Origin of the sequence: Methylobacter sp. (genome assembly GCF_023227905.1) — a bacterium.
In the GTDB taxonomy this organism is placed as follows: domain Bacteria; phylum Pseudomonadota; class Gammaproteobacteria; order Methylococcales; family Methylomonadaceae; genus Methylobacter_A.
On sequence record NZ_JALOCF010000033.1, the window covers coordinates 1 to 20742 of the forward strand.

Consider the following 20742-nt stretch of genomic DNA (forward strand, 5'->3'; position numbering starts at 1 on the left):
TATCTACAAACAAGCTCATAGCTTAAGGCCGGATCGGCTTCCCCAGAAAATCACTTACCACTATAAACTTTTTTGTGTCACATAATCCTGTGTTTTAGAGATGTATTTAATATACAAGGCCGGAATAAGCCTGTCCGCGCGTTAAGCGCAGGATAGGCGTTTCCGGCGTTCCGATTTCCGGAAACATCCGCCCTTGCTGACGCCGGGCGGTCTTATTCCGGCCTACATCCTTCGTGTTCTTCGTGGTGAATTTTTCTACGGTTTCGGTATTTCAAGCGGCTTGCCTTTACGATCACGTCCGTATATCCGAGGGCGAATGTAATAATCGATCAACGGCGTCGCCGAGTTCATCAACAACACCGCAAAACCCGCGCCCTCGGGATACGCGCCCCAAGTTCGGATAACGAAAATCAGCAACCCGCAACCCGCACCGAACACCAGCTGTCCTGTAGGTGTATTCGGCGAAGTGACATAGTCGGTCGCTATAAAGAACGCCACGCACATTAACGCGCCTGAATTCAAATGCAGCAGTGGGCTGACATAATGCTCACTGTCCACTGCATGAAAAAATCCGGCTAACAGCGTAACCGTCAGCAATAAGGACACCGGAATCTGCCATTGAATGATGTTCTGCCGGATTAACCACACGCCGCCCAAGCCCAGCAACAGTGTCGAGGTTTCACCCAAACTGCCGCGCGACCAGCCGATAAAATTCAAAAAACCGGAAGTGTCCTTCAAAATGTCGGTCAATAAACGGTTCTGGGAAAACTCGGTTTTGATAAAACCCAGCGTAGTCGCGCCGGTGCTGGCGTCGATATTGTCCAATCCGGAAAAAGTAATGTGCCAACTTCCAATCAAACCCGGCGAATGCGAGAAAAACAACGGCGACACATTGGCCCAAGTGGTCATTTCGATAGGAAAGGAAATCAGCAACGCGACCCTGGCCAACATGGCCGGATTGAACAGGTTTTGCCCCAAACCGCCGTACACTTGCTTGCCTAAAACAATCGCCAGCCCGGAACCGACCACGCCGATCCACCACGGCGCCCAAGGCGGCAGCGTGATCGCCAGAAGCCAGCCGGTCAGCACGGCGGAGCCGTCCATAATGACGGGTTTAGCCGCCCTGCCCTTCAAGCGCACACAGAAAGCTTCGAAAGCCACCGCCGACAACACGGTAATAATAAACAGGTTGAACGCGGGCCAACCGAAACACAACAGCCCGAACGCTGTGGCCGGAGATAGCGCCAGCATGACTTGCCCCATGATATGGCTGACACTGTTGTTAGCACCGACATGCGCGCCGCTGCTCGGTTTCATATGTGGAATCATACCAATGCCTCCTGCTCGGCTTTCAACCGTTCCCGCTCTGCCTTGGCCGCTATCCGGGCCAACTCTTCTTCGCGTTGTTGCTGGGCGATGCGTTCCATGCGGGCATTACGCGCATCCATCAGGCGCTTGGTTTGCTCTGACTTATGTTGTGCTTGTTGCCTTGCTACGACTTCGCCGGATGCATATTTAAAAAACTGCACCAATGGAATATTCGACGGGCAGATATAAGAACAGCAGCCGCAACTGATACAGTCTTTCAAGCCCAAATCCACCGCTGCATCCAATTGGTTAATGCGGATGTTGTTCGCCATGTCCAAAGGCCGAAGTCCCGCCGGGCAAACGCTGACGCAACTGGCGCAACGGATACAGGGTTGCTCGTCGGTGTTTTTCAGTTCGCTTTGGGTTAATGCCAGAATGCCGCTGGTGGCCTTGACCGTAGGCAAAGCCCCATGCGGTAACGAATCGCCCATCATCGGCCCGCCCATAATGATACGCGCGGTCTCTTGCTGATTCACCTCGCAAAACTCGAACAGTTCGGAGATTAACGTGCCGAAAGGAACCTCGACATTCATAGGACGTTTGACTGCGCCGCCCGCTACGGTAACCACCCGGTTAAGCAAGGGTTGTCCGTAGCGAATCGCTTTATGGACGGCATAAGCGGTACCGACATTATGAATGGTTACGCCGATTTCCGACGAACGACAACCGACCGGGACTTCCTTGCCGGTAACATAGCGGATCAACTGCCGATCCCAGCCCATCGGGTAGCGGGTTGGGATTTGTATGACGTTAACTGACGCATAAGGATCCGCTGCGGCTCGCATCGCAAGAAAGGCTTGCGGCTTGTTGTCTTCAATCGCCACCACTGCATGTTCGCTCTCCATGCCGTGCAGCATCAAGCGCACGCCGTCGATAATCTGCTCGGCGCGCTCCTGCATCAGCCTGTCATCGCAGCATAAATAAGGCTCGCATTCGGAGCCGTTGATAATCAAGGTATCGACATGGTTTTCACGGCCCATATTCAGCTTGACCGCAGTCGGGAAAGTCGCGCCGCCCAAACCGACAATACCCGCCGCACCGACGCACAGACTGATCTCTTCAGGATTTAGCTGGAACGGGTCATCGACAAGCTGTGTTTTGATCCATTCGTCCTTGCCGTCGGTTTCCAGCACGATCATGCGAATAGGCAACGCGGACGGATGCGGTGCAGGATAATCGTTAACATCAACGATTATGCCCGAACTTGGCGCATGCACCGGCGCGGAAATCAGGCCCTGACTGTAGGCTAACAACTGCCCTTTCAGCACTTTGTCGCCGACCATAATCAGCGGCTCTGCGGGTTTGCCGACGTGTTGTTGCAGCGGAATATACAGTTTTTTCGGCAACGGAAAGTTAGTTGCTATAGGCAGTGCGGCGGTTGCGGTTTTATGCTCTTTGGCATGGACGCCGCCGCGAATACGCGGTGTTTTGAAAAAACTTAACATACGGCATTACTCCCTGTTCCCAAAGATTGCGCGGGAACATGATGCGGCTTGGCCCAGCGCCAGTTACGCAAGGTCACCTCGACAGGATGCATTTGCAGGCATTCGGTCGGGCATACATCGACGCATTTTTTGCAGGCTATGCAGGCATCGGCAACGACCGCGTGAATTTGCTTGGGCGCACCGACAATGGCGTCGGTTGGGCAGACTTTAAAACAGCGGGTGCAACCGGTGCAGGTATCTTCGCTGACTCTCGCGACCAGCAACTCGGGTTCTTTTACGTCGCTTAAATCCAGGTCCAGGCCCAATAAAGCGGCGATTTGTTCAGCCAATGCGCTGCCGCCCGGAGGACACATCGTGGCCGGCGCGTTACCTTCGGACAAGGCTTCGGCGGCCGGCCTGCAACCCGGAAAACCGCATTGGCCGCATTGCGAACCGGGCAGCAAGGCTTCCAGTTCATCGACAATCGGGCTGCTCTCGACTTTTAAATACTTACCGGCAATACCCAGCAGCAAGCCTAGAAACAGCCCTAACAAGGTTAAACTTACAATGGCGGATAAAACATACATAGTTTATTTCCTGTAAATCATTTGCTGTAAATCATTTGCTGTAAAGCCCTGCAAAACCCATAAACGCCAGCGATAAAATCCCGGCGGTAATAAACGCAATCGGCGTACCGGCAAATAATGTCGGAACCGCCATTAACGCCAGCCGCTCCCGCAAGCCTGCAAACAGCACCATCACCAGCGTGAAGCCGAGCGCGGAACCGAAACCGAAAATCAAGCTTTGCATAAAGCCGTACTGCTCTTGCACATTGAGTAGCGCGACGCCCAATACCGCGCAATTAGTGGTGATCAGCGGCAGGAAAATACCCAATATCTGATACAACACCGGGCTGGTTTTATGCACGACCATTTCGGTGAACTGCACCACGGCGGCAATCACCAGGATAAAAGCGAGGATGCGCAAAAACTGAATATTGAAAGGCGCCAGAATAAAGTGTTCCAGCATCCAGCTGGTCATTGCAGCCAGGGTCAATACAAAGGTCGTTGCCAGACCCATGCTCAATGCCGAATCCAGTTTTTTCGAGACGCCCATAAATGGACATAGCCCGAGAAATTTAACCAGAACCACGTTGTTGACCAGAGCCGTGCCTAATAAAAGTAGAAGATATTCGCTCACTGTTTTTCCCGGACTATTTTCAGGGTTGTTCTGTTGACAAGACCCCAGCATCAATTATGCCAAGTCGGCCAATGTGCAGCCGCAACGGGTTTGCCGGTCTAGTATCTTGCAAAAACACGCCAAACTGGTGCATGAAAACTGTTGCAAGTCATACATATCGACAGCGATCAAAATACGCGTGTCGCAAACACTACAAAATCTTGTTACCCATGAACCCGCCTGCTTCAAGGTTTTGCTTTAAAAATAAGGGCAGCAACATCAGTGGCGAGTCCTATAAAAGACCTTAGCATTTATGTTGGCTTTATATTTGCTTAGCAATTATTAGCGCTCTTCCTCACCCGGCATAATTTATGAAAAAAACTTCATTGCAATTTTTGCAGGCACATACCAACATGGCGAAAGTCATCGGCGAACTCGCACCTGACCTATTGGGTGAAGGCTATGGTGACAAAATGCTTTACAGCCTGTTTATCGAGACAGTTGAACAGGTGCCGATAGCCATTTCCATTACCGATAAGAAAGCCAAAATTCTTTACGTCAATAAAGAATTTTCCAGAGTCACGGGTTACCGGCCTGAAGATATCCTGGGTGAAAACGAATCGCTGTTATCGGACAAGCGCACCCCCAAGGAGGTATATCGCGATTTATGGCGCACCATCAGCGCCAAGAAAATATGGCGCGGAACTTTATGTAACCGGCATAAATCCGGGGAGCGTTATCTATCCGATTTGACTATTGCCCCCATGTTGAATGAATCCGGGGCAATCACTCACTACATCGGCATGCACCGGGATATTACCCAGCCTTACGAATCGGAAAAAAAGGTCATCAACCAAAAATTATTGATCGAATCGGTCATTAACTCATCGCCTATCGCAATGGTGGTACTCGATGACCAGGACAGGGTTATCCTGGATAATCATAACTATAAAGCGCTGGTCAGCGATCTTGATAGGGCCGAGCCCGCAACGTATTTTCTAAAATTGCTGCGGGATGAGATGGGCGATTTATGGTCGCAGTTGCAAAGCAAAGAGCAAGGCTTTAACAACCGCGAATTTAGAATAGAAAGCAAGGGAAGCCAGAAGATCCGCTGGTTCTCCTGTGCCGGCAACTGGTTTATCGAAAATGAAGTCAATGCCGACGCCTTTTTTGAGCAGACCTCCAAACAGTACCTGATCCTGACCATAACAGACATCACCCGGCAACGCAGGCAGATGGAAGAGCTGCATATTCAGACCTTAAAAACCATTATGGCGGAGGATGAACGGGTGCGCGGTATTCGGGAGACATTGCTGGGCGCGATGCACCAAATTCAAATGCCGATGAACCAAATTAGGGCGGCCGAGCAAATCTTACGACACAAGCGGGATGATCAGCACGCCGGCCTGTTGCAGATATTGCAGCAGATCCAGAAATCCGGCGAAGAAGCGGTTGCGACCATGCAAAAATGCATTCCCGAGATTCTGCAAACCGCCGTTATCCCGATCAACCTGAACCAGATTCTGCATGAAGTGCTGTTGCTGAACAACCAACGGATCTGCAGTAACGATATAGAAGTGCATTGGCAGCCATTGTCAAAATTGCCGACCATATTGGGTTCTGAAAACCGCCTGCGTATCTTGTTCAAGCAACTGATCGACAATGCAATTGACGCCGTCTGCGAATCGGATGGGCCGGAACAGCGGCTTAAGATCACCACCGATACCGATGCCGACTTGATTTATGTCTGTATTGAAGACAGCGGCGCCGGCATTCCGGTCGAAAAACGCGCCAAAGTATTCGAACCCTTTTATACCACGCGGCCCATGGGCAGCAACCAGGCCGGTATGGGACTGGTCATGGCTAAGGAAATCGTAAACCAGCATCACGGGTTTATTGAAATCGATCCCGATTGCGACCAGGGCTGCCGGTTCAAAATCAGCTTTCCCCTACATAAGCAGGCATTTAAGGGGGTAGAGTAATGGCAGAGCGCATCCAACTGATCGAAGCCGAACTGGATACCTTGTATATCATCAGCCAGGTATTGAACAGCTCCCACGATTTGCACGCAAAATTGCAGGCGGTTTTGGAGATACTGCACAAACGGTCGGGCATGCGTTCCGGGATGATCACGCTACGGGAAATTGAAAATAACAGCATGCTTCTGAGCGTTGTCCACACCGACGACGCAAGTAAATTCACCGAGCCGGTACGATATAACCCCGGCGAAGGCTTGATGGGGGCCATCCTTGACGAGGGCAGCACCATCGTCATTGAAAAAGTATCTGAAGAGCCGCGTTTTTTAGGCCGCTTGGGTTTATATGATCCCGAACTGCCTTTTATCGGCTCACCCATTTATATAGAAGAAGGCGACACCATCGGCGTGCTGGCCGCCCAGCCGGATAACAGCCTGTTTCTGGGCGAGCGCGCCCGATTTATGGAGATGATTGCCAACCTGATCGCGCAAAGCGTCAAAATGCTGCGGGGCATCGAGCGCAAACAGCGCCACCTGCTCAGCGAACGGGATCAGCTCAAACAGGCATTGATCAAGAACTACAGCTTTGAAAACATCATCGGCCATTCGCCGCCGATGTTAAAGGTGTTCGACGTGATCCGCCAGGTTGCGAAATGGAATACCACGGTATTGATCCGGGGCGAATCGGGTACCGGCAAGGAAGTCGTCGCCAATGCGATCCACTTTAACTCGGGCTGTGCGAGCGGGCCTTTTTTAAAACTCAATTGCGCCGCCCTGCCCGATACCTTGCTGGAGTCTGAACTATTCGGCCACGAAAAAGGCGCGTTCAGCGGCGCCGTCAGCCAGCGCAAAGGCCGTTTTGAACTGGCCGACAACGGTACCCTGTTTCTCGACGAAATCGGCGAAATATCCGCATCGTTCCAGGCCAAACTGCTGCGCGTATTGCAGGAAGGCGAATTCGAGCGGGTCGGCGGCACACAAACCATCAAAGTCAATGTCCGCATCATCGCAGCAACCAACCGTAATCTTGAAGAAGAAGTCACCGAAGGCAAGTTCAGGGAAGATTTGTATTACCGCCTTAATGTCATGCCTATCCAGATGCCTGCATTGCGCGACAGGATTGAGGACATCCCGCAGCTATCCGAATTCCTGCTCGGCAGGATATCAGAGCAGCAAGGCGGCCGGCCCTTGGAAATCAAGGAAAGCGCGATACGCATATTGATGAAACACAACTGGCCCGGCAACGTCCGCGAACTGGCCAACCGCCTGGAACGCGCCGCCATCATGAGTCAAAACGGCATCATCGACCGCGACGTCATGGTCAGCACCGGCCTGGAAGACGAAATCGGCACAGCGATCAGCCTTAAACCGCAAAAAGCGCCCGCGATTGATTTTAACGATGAAAACATGGACGACCGGGAACGGGTCATCGCCGCGTTGGAGCAAAGCGGCTGGGTGCAAGCCAAAGCCGCCCGCTTGTTGAATATGACGCCGAGGCAAATCGCTTACCGGATTTTGACGCTGGATATAACCATGAAGCAAATTTAAGAGGTTCGGAAATGACTATTTTATACGTGCAACACGATTACGCCGTTTTCGGCTTTGGTGAAACCCGGACAGACGCCATCGCCATGGCGGCGCAATGGTTAAAGGATGAGACCGGCAAACAAGGCTGTTCAGTTGAGTATGCGGAAAGCTTATTGGTCAGCTCGCCAAAACCCGGACAGATGACCTTATGCAAAACAGCTGAAACCATTCCCGCCGATGCAGAGAACTGGGGCGGAGAAGAGCTTTTGGATTGGTATTACGATGTGGCTTGAGGTTTTACGAGGAAAGACCTTTGAATTACACCGATCAATCTCCAAAATGGAAAACTCAGTTTTCCGTCAAAACGAACATGGCTAATTTCATGAACTATCTCGATGTAGCCTAATTCTTCAAGGATTTTGAGCGTATCTTTCACTGTTTTGAAAACTGCTACAACCTCTCTTCGGCCAACAAAACTCGGTATAACAATTAGATTTAATTTCTTAGAGCGTGGAAAAGATGAGAGAGGTAGTGTTCCGTTGACAATATTTTTAAACTTGTTATCGGTTGTTTGCCATTTGGAGTCTATATTAAAACCCGAATAGCGAACTCTACCTTCAATCCAAATCTGCTTATAAGTCCAGATATGGTTATGAACAATCGCATCTCTAAGAAAATATATCTCTGATAACCTTTCAATAATCGGCAACATTTTAGGCTGATTTAGTGATTTTAACCAGCTAATAACACTCATATCGTTTTTTGTTAACACTCTTTCGTTAAAAAGATAGCGCGCCCTAGATATCCATGCCTCAAAATCGAGTACCAACAGAACGACCAAGCTAATCGCATAGTCCACTTCATTATTACGTGGAGGTTCATCGGGAAAATCGGGTAATGGAACTGCCAATAGACCAGCGACCAGATTGGCAATCGGTTGATTATAATTTGAACCTAAACACGAAATGAATTCCTCGCTGCACTTCTTCGTTTTCATATCAACTTTATAATATCGTACCGAAAAACATCAACAATAAAGGCACGCGATCCGTACCACTGAACTGCACCATTGCAGCCTATTGCATTATATGTCATCGATGCAAAAGCATCAGATTACAGTTACCCCAAAATCTTTGTGCTGTTAATTACAAAACCTGAAAAAATGACTGTTGTTTTTGCAACAATCCCGCTCATCCGCCAAAGAAAATAGACTTATAAATCAATAACATAAAATAAAGTACTGTCATTGGCATGACCTGTGCATTTGCTTTGAGTAAATGCAACTTACGAGGTCAATGCTATGCAATTACCAGTATTAAACGATGCCCCAGCGGCAAAAGGCGGCTGCTCTGCCGGTTCCTGCGGTTCAACCGATAATCAAATGGATTCATTGCCTGACTCGATACGGGAGAAGGTACAGAATCATCCGTGCTATTCGGAAGATGCCCATCATTATTTCGCCCGGATGCATGTTGCCGTTGCTCCGGCTTGTAACATCCAGTGCCATTACTGTAACCGTAAATACGATTGCGCCAATGAATCGCGTCCCGGCGTGGTTTCCGAACTGCTGACGCCGGATCAAGCGGTTAAAAAGACCATGGCGGTGGCGGCCAATATTCCGCAAATGACGGTGCTGGGCATTGCCGGCCCCGGCGATCCGTTAGCTAATCCGGAACGCACCTTTGAAACATTCCGCCGTTTAAGCGAAGAAGCGCCGGATATTAAATTGTGCGTATCGACCAACGGCTTGGCGCTGCCCGACGCGGTGGAAGAATTGTCCAAGCACAATATCGATCATGTCACCATCACCATTAACTGTGTTGATCCTGAAATCGGCGCGAAAATCTATCCGTGGATTTACTGGAAAAACAAACGCATCAAAGGCGTAAAAGCCGCGAAAATCCTGATTGAACAACAGCAAAAAGGCCTGGAGATGCTGATCGCCAAAGGCATTTTGGTCAAGGTCAATTCGGTGATGATTCCCGGCGTGAACGACCAGCATTTGGCCGAAGTCAGCAAGGTGGTTAAGTCCAAAGGCGCGTTTTTGCATAACGTGATGCCGCTGATTGCCGAAGCCGAGCATGGCACTTTCTACGGGGTGATGGGTCAACGCGGCCCGACTCCCGATGAACTGCAAGACCTGCAAGACAGCTGTTCCGGCGATATGAACATGATGCGCCATTGCCGCCAATGCCGCGCCGACGCGGTCGGTATGCTCGGCGAGGATAGAGGCGACGAGTTTACGCTGGATAAGATTGAAGATATGGAAATCGATTACCAAGCGGCGATGGAAAAACGCAAGGTGATTCATCAAGCGATTCAAGCCGAAATGGACAGCAAACGTTTGGAAAAAGCCGAAAAAGCGCAGCAGCATAAACAAGAACCCAAGCTAACTACGCGTCCGGTATTGATGGCCGTAGCCACCAGCGGTCAAGGCGTGATTAACGTGCATTTCGGCCATGCCAAAGAATTCCTGATTTATGAAGCTTCACCGGAGGGCGTGCGCTTTATCAGTCATCGCAAAGCCGATCAATATTGCGGCGGCGATACGACTTGCGGGGACGGCGAAAGCACGTTGCAAGTCACTATCCGCGCTTTGGCTGGCTGTGAAGCGGTGTTGTGCTCGAAAGTCGGTTATGAGCCTTGGGAGCAGCTGGAAGCGGCCGGTATTCAACCGAACGGTGAACATGCGATGGAACCGATCGAAGACGCGGTGATGGCGGTTTACAAGGAGATGGCGGCTGCGGGTAAGTTGGATGATGCGAAAGATTCGGTCAGAGCCAGTGCATAACAGTCGTAGGGTACGCACCGCGTACCTTATTTTCAATGCGACAAAAGGTACGCGATGCGTACCCTACACCAGGAGTTTGTCATGGCAGTAAAAATTATTGAATCCTGTGTCAATTGCTTTGCTTGCGAGCCGGTCTGTCCAAGCAATGCGATTTACGAAGCCAAGCCGCATTTTTTAGTCGATAGTAAAAAATGCACCGAATGCGAGGGCGATTTCCCGGTTTTTCAATGCGCCAGTATTTGTCCGATTGAGGGCGCGATTCTGGATTCGTTAGGCTTGGCGATTAACCCGCCCGGATCTCTAACCGGCATTCCTCCTGAAAAAATGGCGGAAGCGATGGCCGAGCTACAGTCCCATTAATTAACGGTGCATCCGATGGCTACTGTCTATTTCTATGAAAAGCCCGGCTGTATTAACAATACCCGGCAGAAGAAATTATTAGCCGCAGCGGGGCATCAGGTCGTGGCGCTGAATTTGCTGACAGAACCCTGGCAAGAAGACCGCTTGCGTGCTTTTTTTGGCGAGTTGGCGGTGCGGGATTGGTTTAATGTCAGTGCTCCGCCTCTGAAATACGGCGAGATCGATCCGGATAAACTATCAGAACAACAAGCGTTGGCGCTGATGCTGCATAATCCGTTGCTAATTCGCCGTCCTTTGATGCAAGTCGGCGACAGCTTAATGGCCGGATTCGATCAACAGGCGGTCGATACATGGATCGGCTTAAAAGAATCCGAAGCCCAGCAGGATATTGAAAGCTGCCCTCGCTCGTCTGCATCTGCAAGCTGCGGTCATGACTAAACCACCGGTCCTGGCTCTGGATGGCGTAGCGCAAGCCGTTACGCTATCCGAACGCGTCCATTGGATAGGCGCGCTCGATCCTTCGTTGCGCACCTTCGACATTATTTTAAAAACCGCCAACGGCACCAGTTACAACGCTTATGTCGTCAGGGGCAGCGAAGGCGTTGCGATCGTTGATACCGTCAAAGAAAATTTTGCCGATGATTTTTTTGCCCGTTTGGAATCGGTAGCCCGCTATGACGAAATTAAAGTCATCGTCCTGAACCATCTCGAACCCGATCATACCGGCGCATTGCCTGAGCTGATGCGTCGCGCGCCGCAAGCCCAGCTGTACATTTCCCAGAAAGCGCAATCCATGCTCAAAGCCCTGTTAAAGCAGGATGAGTTCGATTTTACGCCGGTCTTTACCGGTGACAAAGTATCCCTCGGCGACCGCACTTTGGAGTTTTTCCATACGCCTTATTTGCATTGGCCGGATACCCAATGCACTTATTTAATCGAAGAAAAAACCCTGTTTTCAGGCGATGTGTTTGGCTGCCATTTTTGCGATTCACGGCTGTTTAACGATGAAGTCGGCGATTTTCGCTTTTCGTTTGAATATTACTACGCCCATATCATGCGGCCGTTTAAAGAGTACGTAAATCGGGCGCTGGTTCTGCTTGAGCCACTGCCGTTGAATAAAATCTTGCCTGCGCACGGCCCGCTATTGCGTGACCAGCCGCAACGGTATGTGCAGCGCTATCGTGAATTATCAAGCCCTGCCTTGCAAAGCGAAATCAGTTCAGGCGAAAAAACCCTGTTGATCTTTTATATCAGTTCCTACGGCAACACCCGGCGCATGGCCGAAGCGATTTATGAAGGCGCAATGGCCGTGGAGCAGGTGCGCGTGTCTTTATACGACCTGGAAGGCAGCGAAATAGCCCCTTTTGTCGATTTAATCGAAAGTGCGGACGGCATCCTGTTCGGTACGCCGACCATCAACGGCGATGCGGTTAAACCGGTTTGGGATTTATTGTCCTCGCTGGCGGTCATCAATCTCAAATCAAAGCTTGGCGGGGTTTTCGGCTCGTACGGCTGGACCGGGGAAGGCGTGAAAATGGTTGAAGATCGCTTGCGCGGTCTCAAATTGCGTGTGCCCATTCCGGGCATACGCATTAAGTTAATTCCGACCGACGAAGAAATCGAAATCTGTCGTGAATTCGGGCATGAGATGGCACAGGACCTAATGGGTTTAAGGCAATCCAAAGTGATCGATATGGCCGATCTTGCCTAAATTTTTTAACACACCAGGAGAGTAGCAATGGCGAAAGCGTCAATTACCTTTGAAGATATAAATATTACCGTTTCGGCGCCTGCCGGTACGCGGATTATCGAAATTTCCGAAAAGGTCGGTTCAGGCATTACATACGGCTGCCGTGAAGGCGATTGCGGCACCTGCATCATGAAAGTAACGGAAGGCTGGAACAATCTGACCGAGCCGTCTGTGCTCGAAGATAAAGTCCTGCGCGAAAACATGGCCGGCAAACATAACCGGCTGGCTTGCCAAGCGCAGGTGTTGGGCGGAGCCCTTAGGGTCAAGCCGGTTTAAAAACGTGCCTTTCTCGCTCCCATGCCGTTGAGAGTGCGAAGGTATTGTAAAAAACAGGCTTAAAAATCTTTCTTGTTTTTAAGTGATGATTTTTAGCGAAGTACAGGAGTACAAGCCTAGGTTTGTACTCCGAGTGCTTAATACGTTCACAGTTTCTTTTGCGTGGGAACGCAGATGCAAAAATAACCGCCGGTATTCCGTCAGGGAATCAGGCAACTGCTTATCAATTATCCAGGAGTACATTATGGCTTTAGTTACTTTTTCAAACCCCGAATACCGGGACAAAACCGTCTATGCCGTAGCAGGCAGCCACACGGAGACGCTGCTGAAACTGGCGCGGGAAAACAAAATCCCGATCAATTATGAATGCGAGGACGGGGAATGCGGAACCTGTCTGGTAAAAGTCAGCAGCATTGATAACAAGCACCAGCGCATGGGCGGCCCTTTAACTGAAAAAGAGAAATCAGTGCTGCAAGCCAGCGGCAAAATCACCAAAGTGGAAATGGAGCAAATGATCGTTGACGATTTGCCCTCGCCCTGGCGCCTGGCTTGCCAGATGATAGTCAGGGATGAAGACATTCTGGTCGAATATTAATCATGTCTGCCGCTTTCCAACTCCAGGATAACCGGGAACAAATCTATTCCCGGCTAACCTCAGAATCCATGATCACAGCCAATCATGAATGGCTGGCCTGTATGCTAGCCAGCTGGTGTGCCGGGCAAGGCGTTTTGCCCGACTGCCTGGGATTGGAGACCGGGCAATTTAATGCGCTAAAAGAACATTTTTTCCCAGGTTGCCGCCTGCCTGAACAAGCCGCATCGGGCAACAAGCTGGACTTCAACCGGATGCTGGAAAGAGATGACCTGGTCAATCTGCTAAAACAATTCAGCAAACCGGGTATTCTCGAAACGGACTGGATCATAGGCGTTATCGTAGCCGGTTGTCTGGGCAGCGATCACTTGTGGCAGGATTTAGGACTTTGGTCGCGCTCGCAATTGAGCGCCATGCTGCAATACAACTTTCCTGAATTAGCGGCAAAAAATGACAAGGACATGAAATGGAAAAAGTTCCTATACAAGCAGCTTTGCGAAGCGGAAGGCTTGTATCTGTGCCGCGCACCGTCTTGCAGTGTATGTATCGATTATCCCAAATGCTATGGCTCTGAGGAATAGCCTTAATTTACAGATCGGCCTTACGTTAGTCTTGTAGGCATAGCCGCCTATTCACTCAGCGAAAGACGCATAGGCATCATGGCCGAAAAACCGAACCCGTGCTTCTGATAAAAACGTTGCGCTGACTCATTCTCGCGATCCGTGAGCACAGTAATGCGTTTGCATCCGTTTAATCGCGCAAATTGAATGGCATGCTCCATGAGCCGGGAGCCCACGCCAGACCCGCGAACGCTGGGGGAAACCACCACATCCTCCAGTAGCGCGACACGATCCCCGAGCGCAGTCGATACGGTGTAGAGAAGATTAGCCATACCCACAACCTGGCCATCCTGCCGGGCGACGACGACAAGCCCAACTTCAGGACTGCTAATGATGCGGGCTAAGCCACGACTTTGCGCTTCGTAATCCGGCTTGAAGTCCGCTTCCTGAGAAAACAAAATATCCAGCAATTCACAAAGCGCCGGGATGTCTGAAGCATTTGCAGGAGTAATTTGCATTGTCGAGCCTATTGTTATTGATGGGCAATCCTCAGGAGAAGCCCGGGAGTCGATTAATTTATTCAACTAAAGGTTAATTTAGCATTTTTCAGAACCAGAATAAGCTAAGTCGCGTAAACCTTGCGCGCTAAATTTCAGGGATATAAAAAAGCCTCCAATTTTTCCACTATTAAGCGCTGCTATCTGACATCCTGTCACGGATTGCCTCACCTATCCTGGTCGTTTCTTGCAAATGAGTTTACCCGATATGACAGCGTGTTCGGCCGCTTGGTGCGGCGTAGCCTGGCGCTGGTTTTTACCAGCGCTTATGTCGATCGCATGCCGGACTCGCTTTTGATTCCGGCAGGGCTTTATCGGTGCATATTTATGGGCCTATCGATAACATCCATACGGGTGAGGCTATATGCAGGCTGGTCCTCCGTGCTGCGATCCTGAACCTCTGATTCGGGTTGCCAATTTGTCTCTGCATTACGGAAAAAAACCGGCGTTGGAGAATGTTTCACTGGATATCTATACCATAAAGAATGTATCACCGCGTTGACCGGGCCTTCAGGTTGCGGTAAAACCAGTTTCCTGTCAGGGTCAATAGGATGATTTTGTAAGGTTTCTACTAATCTTAACGACTAACTCAGCATTCTAAAACACAAGAGGGAACCTATGACTGAAAGTATCGAAATCAGCGAATCCGTCCGCCATTATTATGGTCAGGTTTTGCAATCCAGCAATGATTTGAAAACCAGCGCCTGTTGCAGCATTGATGCGATGCCCGGCCACTTAAAAGCCTTACTGGCCGATTTGCACCCAGAAGTGCTGGAGCGTTTTTACGGCTGCGGCTCACCATTGCCCCCGGCTTTAAAAGGTAAAACTGTGCTGGATTTAGGTTGCGGTTCAGGACGCGACTGTTATTTACTATCGAAACTGGTTGGCCCGAAGGGTCGGGTGATTGGCGTCGATATGACGCCGGAACAGTTAGAAGTCGCCGTTCGTCATCGCGATTGGCATGCAGAGCGCTTCGGTTATGCCAATGTCGAGTTTTTGCACGGACATATCGAAAATCTGGCGGCTATCGGTATCGACGATAACAGCATTGACGCAGTCGTTTCCAATTGCGTGATTAACTTGTCGCCGGAAAAACCACGGGTACTGGCGGAAATATTCCGAGTGCTGAAACCGGGTGGCGAACTCTATTTTTCCGATGTCTTCGCCGATCGCCGCATCCCGGCCGCTTTGCGCCAAGACCCCGTTTTGCTGGGCGAATGCCTGGGCGGCGCATTATACTGGGAAGACTTCCGGAGGATTATGCACGAGCTGGGATGCCCCGATGTGCGCGTCGTCAAACAAAATTCCATCAGTCTCGACGATCCTGAGGTTGCCGCTAAAATCGGCATGGTCAAGTTCAGCTCGGTCACCGTCAGCGCTTTCAAGCTTCCGCTGGAAGACCGTTGTGAGGATTATGGGCAGGTGGCCTGCTACCTCGGCACCATCCCCGAGCATCTGCATGCTTTCGATCTGGATAACCATCATCACTTCGAAACCGGCCGACCATTACGGGTCTGCGGTAACACCGCCGATATGCTGGCCGCCAGCCGCTATGCCGAGCATTTTCAGGTATTGGGTGAAAAATCCCGCCACTTCGGGTTGTTTGATTGCACTCCAGGGGCGCAAGGTGATTCGGCAGAAACCGGTTTGTGTTGCTGATTGGGGCGCATGTACGCTGCTGATTTGTCTCGGCGAAAGCTTCGATGCCCGGCGCGGCAAGCAAGACCCAGTCCGTGCCACTTAATCTATCGATCAAATCGTAGCAATTTGGCGGTCTATGCCCCTTTCCAGGCAAAGAGCTTGCGGATCGCTTCCCTAATATCATCAACAAAGGTGAACACGGCCGGAACGACCAGCAAGCTCAGTAATGTAGACGTGATGACGCCTCCCACAACGGCTATTGCCAAGGGCGCACTAAAGGCAGGATCGGCGCCCCACCCCAGCGCAACAGGCAACATGCCAAAACCCATAGCCATAGATGTCATGATGATGGGTCTTACCCGTTTGTGGCAGGCATCAAGCAATGCTTCAAACTGTGGCAGATGCATTTCCTGCCTGGCCACAATCGCGTATTCCACCAACAAAATGGAATTTTTAGTGACGATGCCGATCAACATCAGCAAGCCTATCAATGCGGGCATTGAAAAACTTTTCCCGGTCAGCAGCAACATCACAAAAGCGCCGCCAACAGCCAGCGGCACTGCAACCAGGATGGTCAACGGCTGCATAAAATCTTTAAACAGCAGCACCAGCACGGCAAAAATGCACAGCACGCCGACCATCATTGCAGAACTAAAGCTGGTAAACATCTCCGTCATTAATTGGGCATCGCCGAAATCAACCAGGCTGACATTGCCCGGCAAGGTTTGCAGAGCCGGTAAAGCCATCGCCTCAGTGTGTATTTCGCCCAATTGGCGCAGCCCCAGCTCAACATCCAGAGTCACTTGCTCTGAACGATCAAAGCGCTTGATTACCGCCGGCTCGCTGCTCATGGTGATGTTGGCGACCTGGGCAAGCATGATGGCGCCGTTGTTGCTGGGCACCGGTAAACGCGCCAAAGCTTGAAGATCTGCGCGCAATGCCTGGGGCAGTTTTACTCGTATAGGCAATTGCCGTTCGCTTAAATTAAATTTGGCAAGCTCTTCGGTAAAGTCGCCTGCGGTAGCGATACGGACAGTTTCGCCAATCGTCGCTGCCGTTACGCCAAAATCAGCCGCTTTGGCAAAATCAATCGCCACACTGACTTCAGGTTGCTCCAGACTTGCGCTGGAAATTACATTGCCCACATTTTTTAAAGTGCGCAGCTCCCGTTCCAATTTGCGGGCGGCAGTCCGCAAAGCGACGGGATCATCACTTTTAAGCACCAGCTGCAACTGGTTACCGACATCCTTAAGTCCAACGGAAGTGCGGACACCGATTTGCCGGCTGAGCTTTTCACGCAAATCAGCTTCAATAGCTTGCTGGGTGCGATCGCGTTCTTTCCTGTGCTTGAGCAGCACGGTTAATTTCGCTTTGCGGACTTCAGCGCTTTGCCCGTCCAGTAACTCGCTACTGCCGACCAGACTGAACACGCCTTGTACATCTTTTTCGCCGATCAGCATTTGTCTGGCACGCTCTGACGCGAGAAGCGTATCTTCAAGCGTACTGCCTGGAGGCAATTCGATATTTACCTGCGTTTGCGCATAGTCTGTCGGCGGCAGGAATCCTTTCGGAAGCAGCGGGATAAGAGCCAGTGAACCTATAAAAAAAGCAAGTGCTGCCAGGACGGTTATGCTTCGATGCTGCAAGCACCAGGCTACCGCTCTTAAATACAGCGTCATCAACCTGGAGTCGGGCTTTTCCTGCTGTTCAACATCGGGTTTAAGCAAATACGCCGCCATCATAGGCGTCAGCATGCGCGCCACCATCAGCGACGAAAAAATAGCCAGCGCCGCAGTCCAACCGAATTGCTTAAAGTATTTGCCTAATTCACCAGTCATAAACGCAGTCGGCAAAAACACTGCGATTAGCGCAAAGGTAGTCGCAGTAACAGCAAGGCCGATTTCCTCTACGGCATCGTTAGCCGCCTTGAAAGGTGTTTTACCCATTCTTATGTGACGGGAGATATTTTCAATTTCAACGATGGCATCATCCACCAGCACCCCGACCACCAGTACTAACGCCAGCTGGGTGAGCATGTTAAAGGTGAAGCCGAAGTACTGCATGCCCCAATAACTCGGGATAATCGATAGAGGCAATGCCACCGCCGCGATTAAAGTGGCGCGCCAGTCGCGTAAAAAAAATCCCACCACCAGTATTGCCAGCACCGCACCTTCGTAAAGCTGGCGCATAGTGCCGTCAAAGGTTTCTTGCGCCACTAGCGTATTGTCAATGACCTGCTCTATTTTTAAATTTGGGTACTGTTTAGCCAGTTGCCTAATTTCCTGTTGCACAGTTTTAGCAACCGCCACTGCGTTTTCCCCTTCCGTGCGGCTAACTTCAAAAGCAATGACGGGCTTACCATTCAATAATGCCAGGCTGCGCCGTTCCTCTATGCCGTCTTCTATTTCGGCAATTTGATCGAGCCGGACGGATTTGCCGTCGCTCAGGGGCAAATGCAGCTTTTTTAAATCGTCCAGGGTCTTTGCGCTGGCCAAGGTGCGTACCGACTGCTCAGCGCCGCCCACATTGCCGCGCCCGCTGGGCGCATCCCGTTGAATTTGGCCTAGCAGATGCGAGACATCGGCCGCAGTAATTCCCAACTGGGCCATTCTATCGGGGTCAAGCTCGACACTGACTTCTCGCGCCACGCCGCCTAAGCGAGTTACCTTGCCTACGCCTTCCAGGCTGAGCATCCGCTTGCTTAACGTGTCGTCTATAAACCACGACAAATCTTTTTCATCCGCTTGGTCCGATGAAATCGCATAAGTAAGAACGGGCCAGCCGACATGGATGACTTTGGTGATAATCGGATCGCGCATGGCAACGGGCAAATCGGCCCGAATTTGGCCTACGGCGTCGCGCACTTCGTTAGTGGCATCGGAGCCGTTTTTTTCCAACTCGAACTCAACGGTAATTGTCGCCGTCCCTTCCAGCACCGTGCTGTAAATGTGCTTTAAGCCTTGCAGGCTGGCTACTGAATTCTCGATTTTTTTTACAACCTCGGTTTCCAGCTGCGAAGGTGTTGCGCCATCATACTTGGCGGTCACGATCACTTTCGGCAGCTGAATGTCCGGATATTCCTGCACACCTAGCGTCCGGAAACTATCGATGCCGAAAAAACACAGCATCATAAAAAATACTATGGCCGCGATAGGATTTTTTATCGACCAGGCGGAAACATTCATCGTTAACCTGGATTGGAAGTATTGGCTGACTCAGCTTGAACGCTGACCAGATCGCCGTCAGTTAAAAAGCCGGCGCCGCTGACGACAATGTCGGTGTCGCCCGGCAAGCCATCCAGGATTTCTATGCGGTTACTCCGGCGTCGCCCCACCTGCACTTTAACCTGGCTTATCCGATTGCTGCTGTCCACTGCAAAAACATAACTAAAGCCATCACGAATAACAACGGCTTGCTGAGGCACGCTAAGGGCGTCGGTTGTGCCTAACAGAAACTCCCCGCTTGCGAACATGCCTGCCTTGACCTGTGGCGTTGAATTGACATCGACGTAAACCAGGGCATTGCGCGTTTTAGGGTCTACCGTAGGCGCGACCATGCGCACAGTGCCCTTGATTTGCTCCCGGTCAGGCAGAGTAATGATAACCTCGCCGCCCGTTTTGATATTGGCCAGGTCGGCCGCGGTCACTTCCGCCCGCCATTCAAGCCGGTTTTTCCGGATCAGACGGAACAATTCATCGCCGCTGGATACCACTGCGCCGAGCGTTGCGACACGCGCAGAAATGACGCCGTCATCGGGCGCAAGCACATGCGTATAGCCCAGTTGCAATTGGCTGGATGCGCGCCTGGCCTTGGCAGCCGACAGCTTGGCTTCGGCAGTGCGTTCGGCAATCAACAGCTGGTTTATTTGCTGTGCGGGTAGCGCGCCCGACTTTTGCAAAAAGCGGGCGCGAACCGCATTGGCCTTGGCCTCCGCCAGCACTGCCTCGGCTTCAACGACCATGGCGCCTTGCTCGGCTAAGCTTTGATACATCGTGTCTTTAGCAAATTCAGCGATCACTTGGCCTTTGCGCACCCAGTCCCCGACGTTGACGTTAACGGCGCTTAATCTCAATCCGTCAATTTCCGCGCCGACGATAGCCTCCTGCCAAGGCGCGATATCACCGTTGGCAACCAGCTTAACCGGCCAAGCGGCAAGCGCGGGCTTGGCAGTGCTTACATATAACGCGGGTTTCGCCGCTACAGCTTCCGGCTGCGTTTCCTGGCTTTTCGGGGCCATGAATGCCGATGTGGCTCCGACTGTAGCTAAGGCAATAACAGCAGCGAAAATCAGCTTTCTGTTAATTTTCACAGCCTGAAATTTGGCGGCCATCGAAGTGTTTCCGGCCCGGTTATTTGTTGTGCTTTTATTCATGAACTTCGCTTTAGTTGAACAATTCGGTTACTAACTGATGTTACGCACAGGATGTGCTTCTCCCGTTTGCCGCGCCGAGCACCGGAGCTTTTGCCGAGAATGGCCCGTAAGGGGTGCGGCAGAGAGGCCGCACGTTGGCAGAGGGCAGGAGCCCCATCTGCCAACCCTCGGCAAAAGCGAGGAGCGCAGGACACAAGCAGCAACCGGGCCGCCTTTCTTTTGGATACTTTTCTTTGGCGGAGCACAAATTCGCCTGGAGCGAATTTGAACAGCCATGAGGCTGGCCCGCAGGGCGAAAACCAGGGAGGGTTTTCGTAGCGAAAAGTATCTCGCCTTCGGGTGCGCGAACCCGGTTCAAATAAACTGTCGC

At 51.2% G+C, this 20742-nt stretch carries 19 protein-coding genes; 11 read left to right on the forward strand and 8 right to left on the reverse strand.

Annotated features, from left to right (window positions below):
• Positions 1–255 precede the first annotated feature (255 nt).
• The 4 genes from M0R47_RS13460 to rsxA are packed head-to-tail and all read right to left on the reverse strand — an operon-like array spanning position 256 to position 3992.
• Complete coding sequence (locus tag M0R47_RS13460; protein WP_292555702.1) at positions 256–1329, reverse strand: RnfABCDGE type electron transport complex subunit D; 1074 nt, start codon at positions 1327–1329, stop codon at positions 256–258.
• A complete protein-coding gene (gene rsxC, locus M0R47_RS13465) occupies positions 1326–2813 on the reverse strand; it encodes an electron transport complex subunit RsxC (RefSeq protein WP_292555705.1) in 1488 nt (495 codons plus the stop codon). The genes M0R47_RS13460 and rsxC overlap by 4 nt, the downstream gene beginning before the upstream one ends.
• Entirely contained in the window at positions 2807–3379 is a 573-nt protein-coding gene (rsxB, locus tag M0R47_RS13470) for an electron transport complex subunit RsxB (RefSeq protein ID WP_292555706.1), read from the reverse strand. Before rsxB ends, rsxC begins: the two co-directional genes overlap by 7 nt.
• Positions 3380–3410: 31 nt before the next feature.
• Positions 3411–3992 (reverse strand): electron transport complex subunit RsxA, encoded by a 582-nt coding sequence (gene rsxA / locus M0R47_RS13475; RefSeq protein ID WP_292555708.1) that lies wholly within the window; start codon positions 3990–3992, stop codon positions 3411–3413.
• A 350-nt stretch (positions 3993–4342) separates the two neighbouring features.
• Between rsxA and nifL the strand changes: the two genes are divergently transcribed.
• Genes nifL through M0R47_RS13490 form a run of 3 tightly spaced genes read left to right on the forward strand, consistent with a single transcriptional unit; the run spans position 4343 to position 7766 of the window.
• Positions 4343–5953 (forward strand): nitrogen fixation negative regulator NifL, encoded by a 1611-nt coding sequence (nifL, locus tag M0R47_RS13480; RefSeq protein ID WP_292555709.1) that lies wholly within the window; start codon positions 4343–4345, stop codon positions 5951–5953.
• Positions 5953–7494: a nif-specific transcriptional activator NifA gene (nifA, locus tag M0R47_RS13485; protein WP_292555711.1), complete on the forward strand. Its 1542-nt coding sequence runs from the start codon at positions 5953–5955 to the stop codon at positions 7492–7494. Before nifL ends, nifA begins: the two co-directional genes overlap by 1 nt.
• An 11-nt stretch (positions 7495–7505) precedes the next feature.
• Entirely contained in the window at positions 7506–7766 is a 261-nt protein-coding gene (locus M0R47_RS13490; RefSeq protein ID WP_292555713.1) for a hypothetical protein, read from the forward strand.
• Here M0R47_RS13490 and M0R47_RS13495 read toward each other — a convergent pair.
• A complete protein-coding gene (locus tag M0R47_RS13495; RefSeq protein WP_292555715.1) occupies positions 7751–8470 on the reverse strand; it encodes a hypothetical protein in 720 nt (239 codons plus the stop codon). The genes M0R47_RS13490 and M0R47_RS13495 overlap by 16 nt on opposite strands.
• Before the next feature lie 303 nt (positions 8471–8773).
• On the opposite strand from M0R47_RS13495, the gene nifB reads away from it, so the two are divergent.
• From nifB to M0R47_RS13530, 7 genes are all read left to right on the forward strand, one after another.
• Positions 8774–10264: a nitrogenase cofactor biosynthesis protein NifB gene (nifB, locus tag M0R47_RS13500; RefSeq protein ID WP_292555717.1), complete on the forward strand. Its 1491-nt coding sequence runs from the start codon at positions 8774–8776 to the stop codon at positions 10262–10264.
• An 81-nt stretch (positions 10265–10345) separates the two neighbouring features.
• Positions 10346–10624: a 4Fe-4S dicluster domain-containing protein gene (locus M0R47_RS13505; RefSeq protein ID WP_104424178.1), complete on the forward strand. Its 279-nt coding sequence runs from the start codon at positions 10346–10348 to the stop codon at positions 10622–10624.
• 15 nt (positions 10625–10639) lie between these two features.
• Positions 10640–11062, forward strand: a complete 423-nt coding sequence (locus M0R47_RS13510) for an ArsC/Spx/MgsR family protein (protein WP_292555720.1) — start codon at positions 10640–10642, stop codon at positions 11060–11062.
• Positions 11055–12335 carry an FprA family A-type flavoprotein gene (locus M0R47_RS13515; RefSeq protein ID WP_292555722.1) on the forward strand — a complete coding sequence of 427 codons (1281 nt, stop codon included), beginning with the start codon at positions 11055–11057 and terminating at the stop codon, positions 12333–12335. Before M0R47_RS13510 ends, M0R47_RS13515 begins: the two co-directional genes overlap by 8 nt.
• Positions 12336–12362: 27 nt before the next feature.
• The gene (locus M0R47_RS13520) at positions 12363–12650 is read left to right on the forward strand and encodes a 2Fe-2S iron-sulfur cluster-binding protein (RefSeq protein WP_292555724.1); all 288 of its coding nucleotides are present in this window, start codon (positions 12363–12365) and stop codon (positions 12648–12650) included.
• Between the two features lie 244 nt (positions 12651–12894).
• Positions 12895–13245 (forward strand): 2Fe-2S iron-sulfur cluster binding domain-containing protein, encoded by a 351-nt coding sequence (locus tag M0R47_RS13525; RefSeq protein WP_292555726.1) that lies wholly within the window; start codon positions 12895–12897, stop codon positions 13243–13245.
• A gap of 2 nt (positions 13246–13247) precedes the next feature.
• Positions 13248–13823 (forward strand): nitrogen fixation protein NifQ, encoded by a 576-nt coding sequence (locus M0R47_RS13530; RefSeq protein WP_292555728.1) that lies wholly within the window; start codon positions 13248–13250, stop codon positions 13821–13823.
• A 47-nt stretch (positions 13824–13870) separates the two neighbouring features.
• Here the strand turns inward: M0R47_RS13530 and M0R47_RS13535 are convergent, their stop codons facing one another.
• On the reverse strand, positions 13871–14386 hold the full coding sequence (locus tag M0R47_RS13535) for a GNAT family N-acetyltransferase (protein WP_292555730.1): 516 nt from the start codon (positions 14384–14386) through the stop codon (positions 13871–13873).
• Between the two features lie 591 nt (positions 14387–14977).
• Between M0R47_RS13535 and M0R47_RS13540 the strand changes: the two genes are divergently transcribed.
• On the forward strand, positions 14978–16018 hold the full coding sequence (locus M0R47_RS13540) for a methyltransferase domain-containing protein (protein ID WP_292555732.1): 1041 nt from the start codon (positions 14978–14980) through the stop codon (positions 16016–16018).
• Between the two features lie 116 nt (positions 16019–16134).
• On the opposite strand, the gene M0R47_RS13545 is transcribed toward M0R47_RS13540, so the two are convergent.
• Both M0R47_RS13545 and M0R47_RS13550 read right to left on the reverse strand, forming a co-directional pair.
• On the reverse strand, positions 16135–19185 hold the full coding sequence (locus tag M0R47_RS13545) for an efflux RND transporter permease subunit (RefSeq protein ID WP_292555734.1): 3051 nt from the start codon (positions 19183–19185) through the stop codon (positions 16135–16137).
• 2 nt (positions 19186–19187) lie between these two features.
• Entirely contained in the window at positions 19188–20372 is a 1185-nt protein-coding gene (locus M0R47_RS13550) for an efflux RND transporter periplasmic adaptor subunit (protein WP_292555736.1), read from the reverse strand.
• Between the last annotated feature and the right edge of the window lie 370 nt (positions 20373–20742).

Coding starts and splice junctions, on each gene's coding strand:
- M0R47_RS13460 (WP_292555702.1), bottom strand. CDS start 1,329: ATGATTCCACATATGAAACCGAGCAGCGGCGCGCATGTCGGTGCTAAC.
- rsxC (WP_292555705.1), bottom strand. CDS start 2,813: ATGTTAAGTTTTTTCAAAACACCGCGTATTCGCGGCGGCGTCCATGCC.
- rsxB (WP_292555706.1), bottom strand. CDS start 3,379: ATGTATGTTTTATCCGCCATTGTAAGTTTAACCTTGTTAGGGCTGTTT.
- nifL (WP_292555709.1), top strand. CDS start 4,343: ATGAAAAAAACTTCATTGCAATTTTTGCAGGCACATACCAACATGGCG.
- nifA (WP_292555711.1), top strand. CDS start 5,953: ATGGCAGAGCGCATCCAACTGATCGAAGCCGAACTGGATACCTTGTAT.
- M0R47_RS13490 (WP_292555713.1), top strand. CDS start 7,506: ATGACTATTTTATACGTGCAACACGATTACGCCGTTTTCGGCTTTGGT.
- M0R47_RS13495 (WP_292555715.1), bottom strand. CDS start 8,470: ATGAAAACGAAGAAGTGCAGCGAGGAATTCATTTCGTGTTTAGGTTCA.
- nifB (WP_292555717.1), top strand. CDS start 8,774: ATGCAATTACCAGTATTAAACGATGCCCCAGCGGCAAAAGGCGGCTGC.
- M0R47_RS13505 (WP_104424178.1), top strand. CDS start 10,346: ATGGCAGTAAAAATTATTGAATCCTGTGTCAATTGCTTTGCTTGCGAG.
- M0R47_RS13510 (WP_292555720.1), top strand. CDS start 10,640: ATGGCTACTGTCTATTTCTATGAAAAGCCCGGCTGTATTAACAATACC.
- M0R47_RS13515 (WP_292555722.1), top strand. CDS start 11,055: ATGACTAAACCACCGGTCCTGGCTCTGGATGGCGTAGCGCAAGCCGTT.
- M0R47_RS13520 (WP_292555724.1), top strand. CDS start 12,363: ATGGCGAAAGCGTCAATTACCTTTGAAGATATAAATATTACCGTTTCG.
- M0R47_RS13525 (WP_292555726.1), top strand. CDS start 12,895: ATGGCTTTAGTTACTTTTTCAAACCCCGAATACCGGGACAAAACCGTC.
- M0R47_RS13530 (WP_292555728.1), top strand. CDS start 13,248: ATGTCTGCCGCTTTCCAACTCCAGGATAACCGGGAACAAATCTATTCC.
- M0R47_RS13540 (WP_292555732.1), top strand. CDS start 14,978: ATGACTGAAAGTATCGAAATCAGCGAATCCGTCCGCCATTATTATGGT.
- M0R47_RS13545 (WP_292555734.1), bottom strand. CDS start 19,185: ATGAATGTTTCCGCCTGGTCGATAAAAAATCCTATCGCGGCCATAGTA.
- M0R47_RS13550 (WP_292555736.1), bottom strand. CDS start 20,372: ATGAATAAAAGCACAACAAATAACCGGGCCGGAAACACTTCGATGGCC.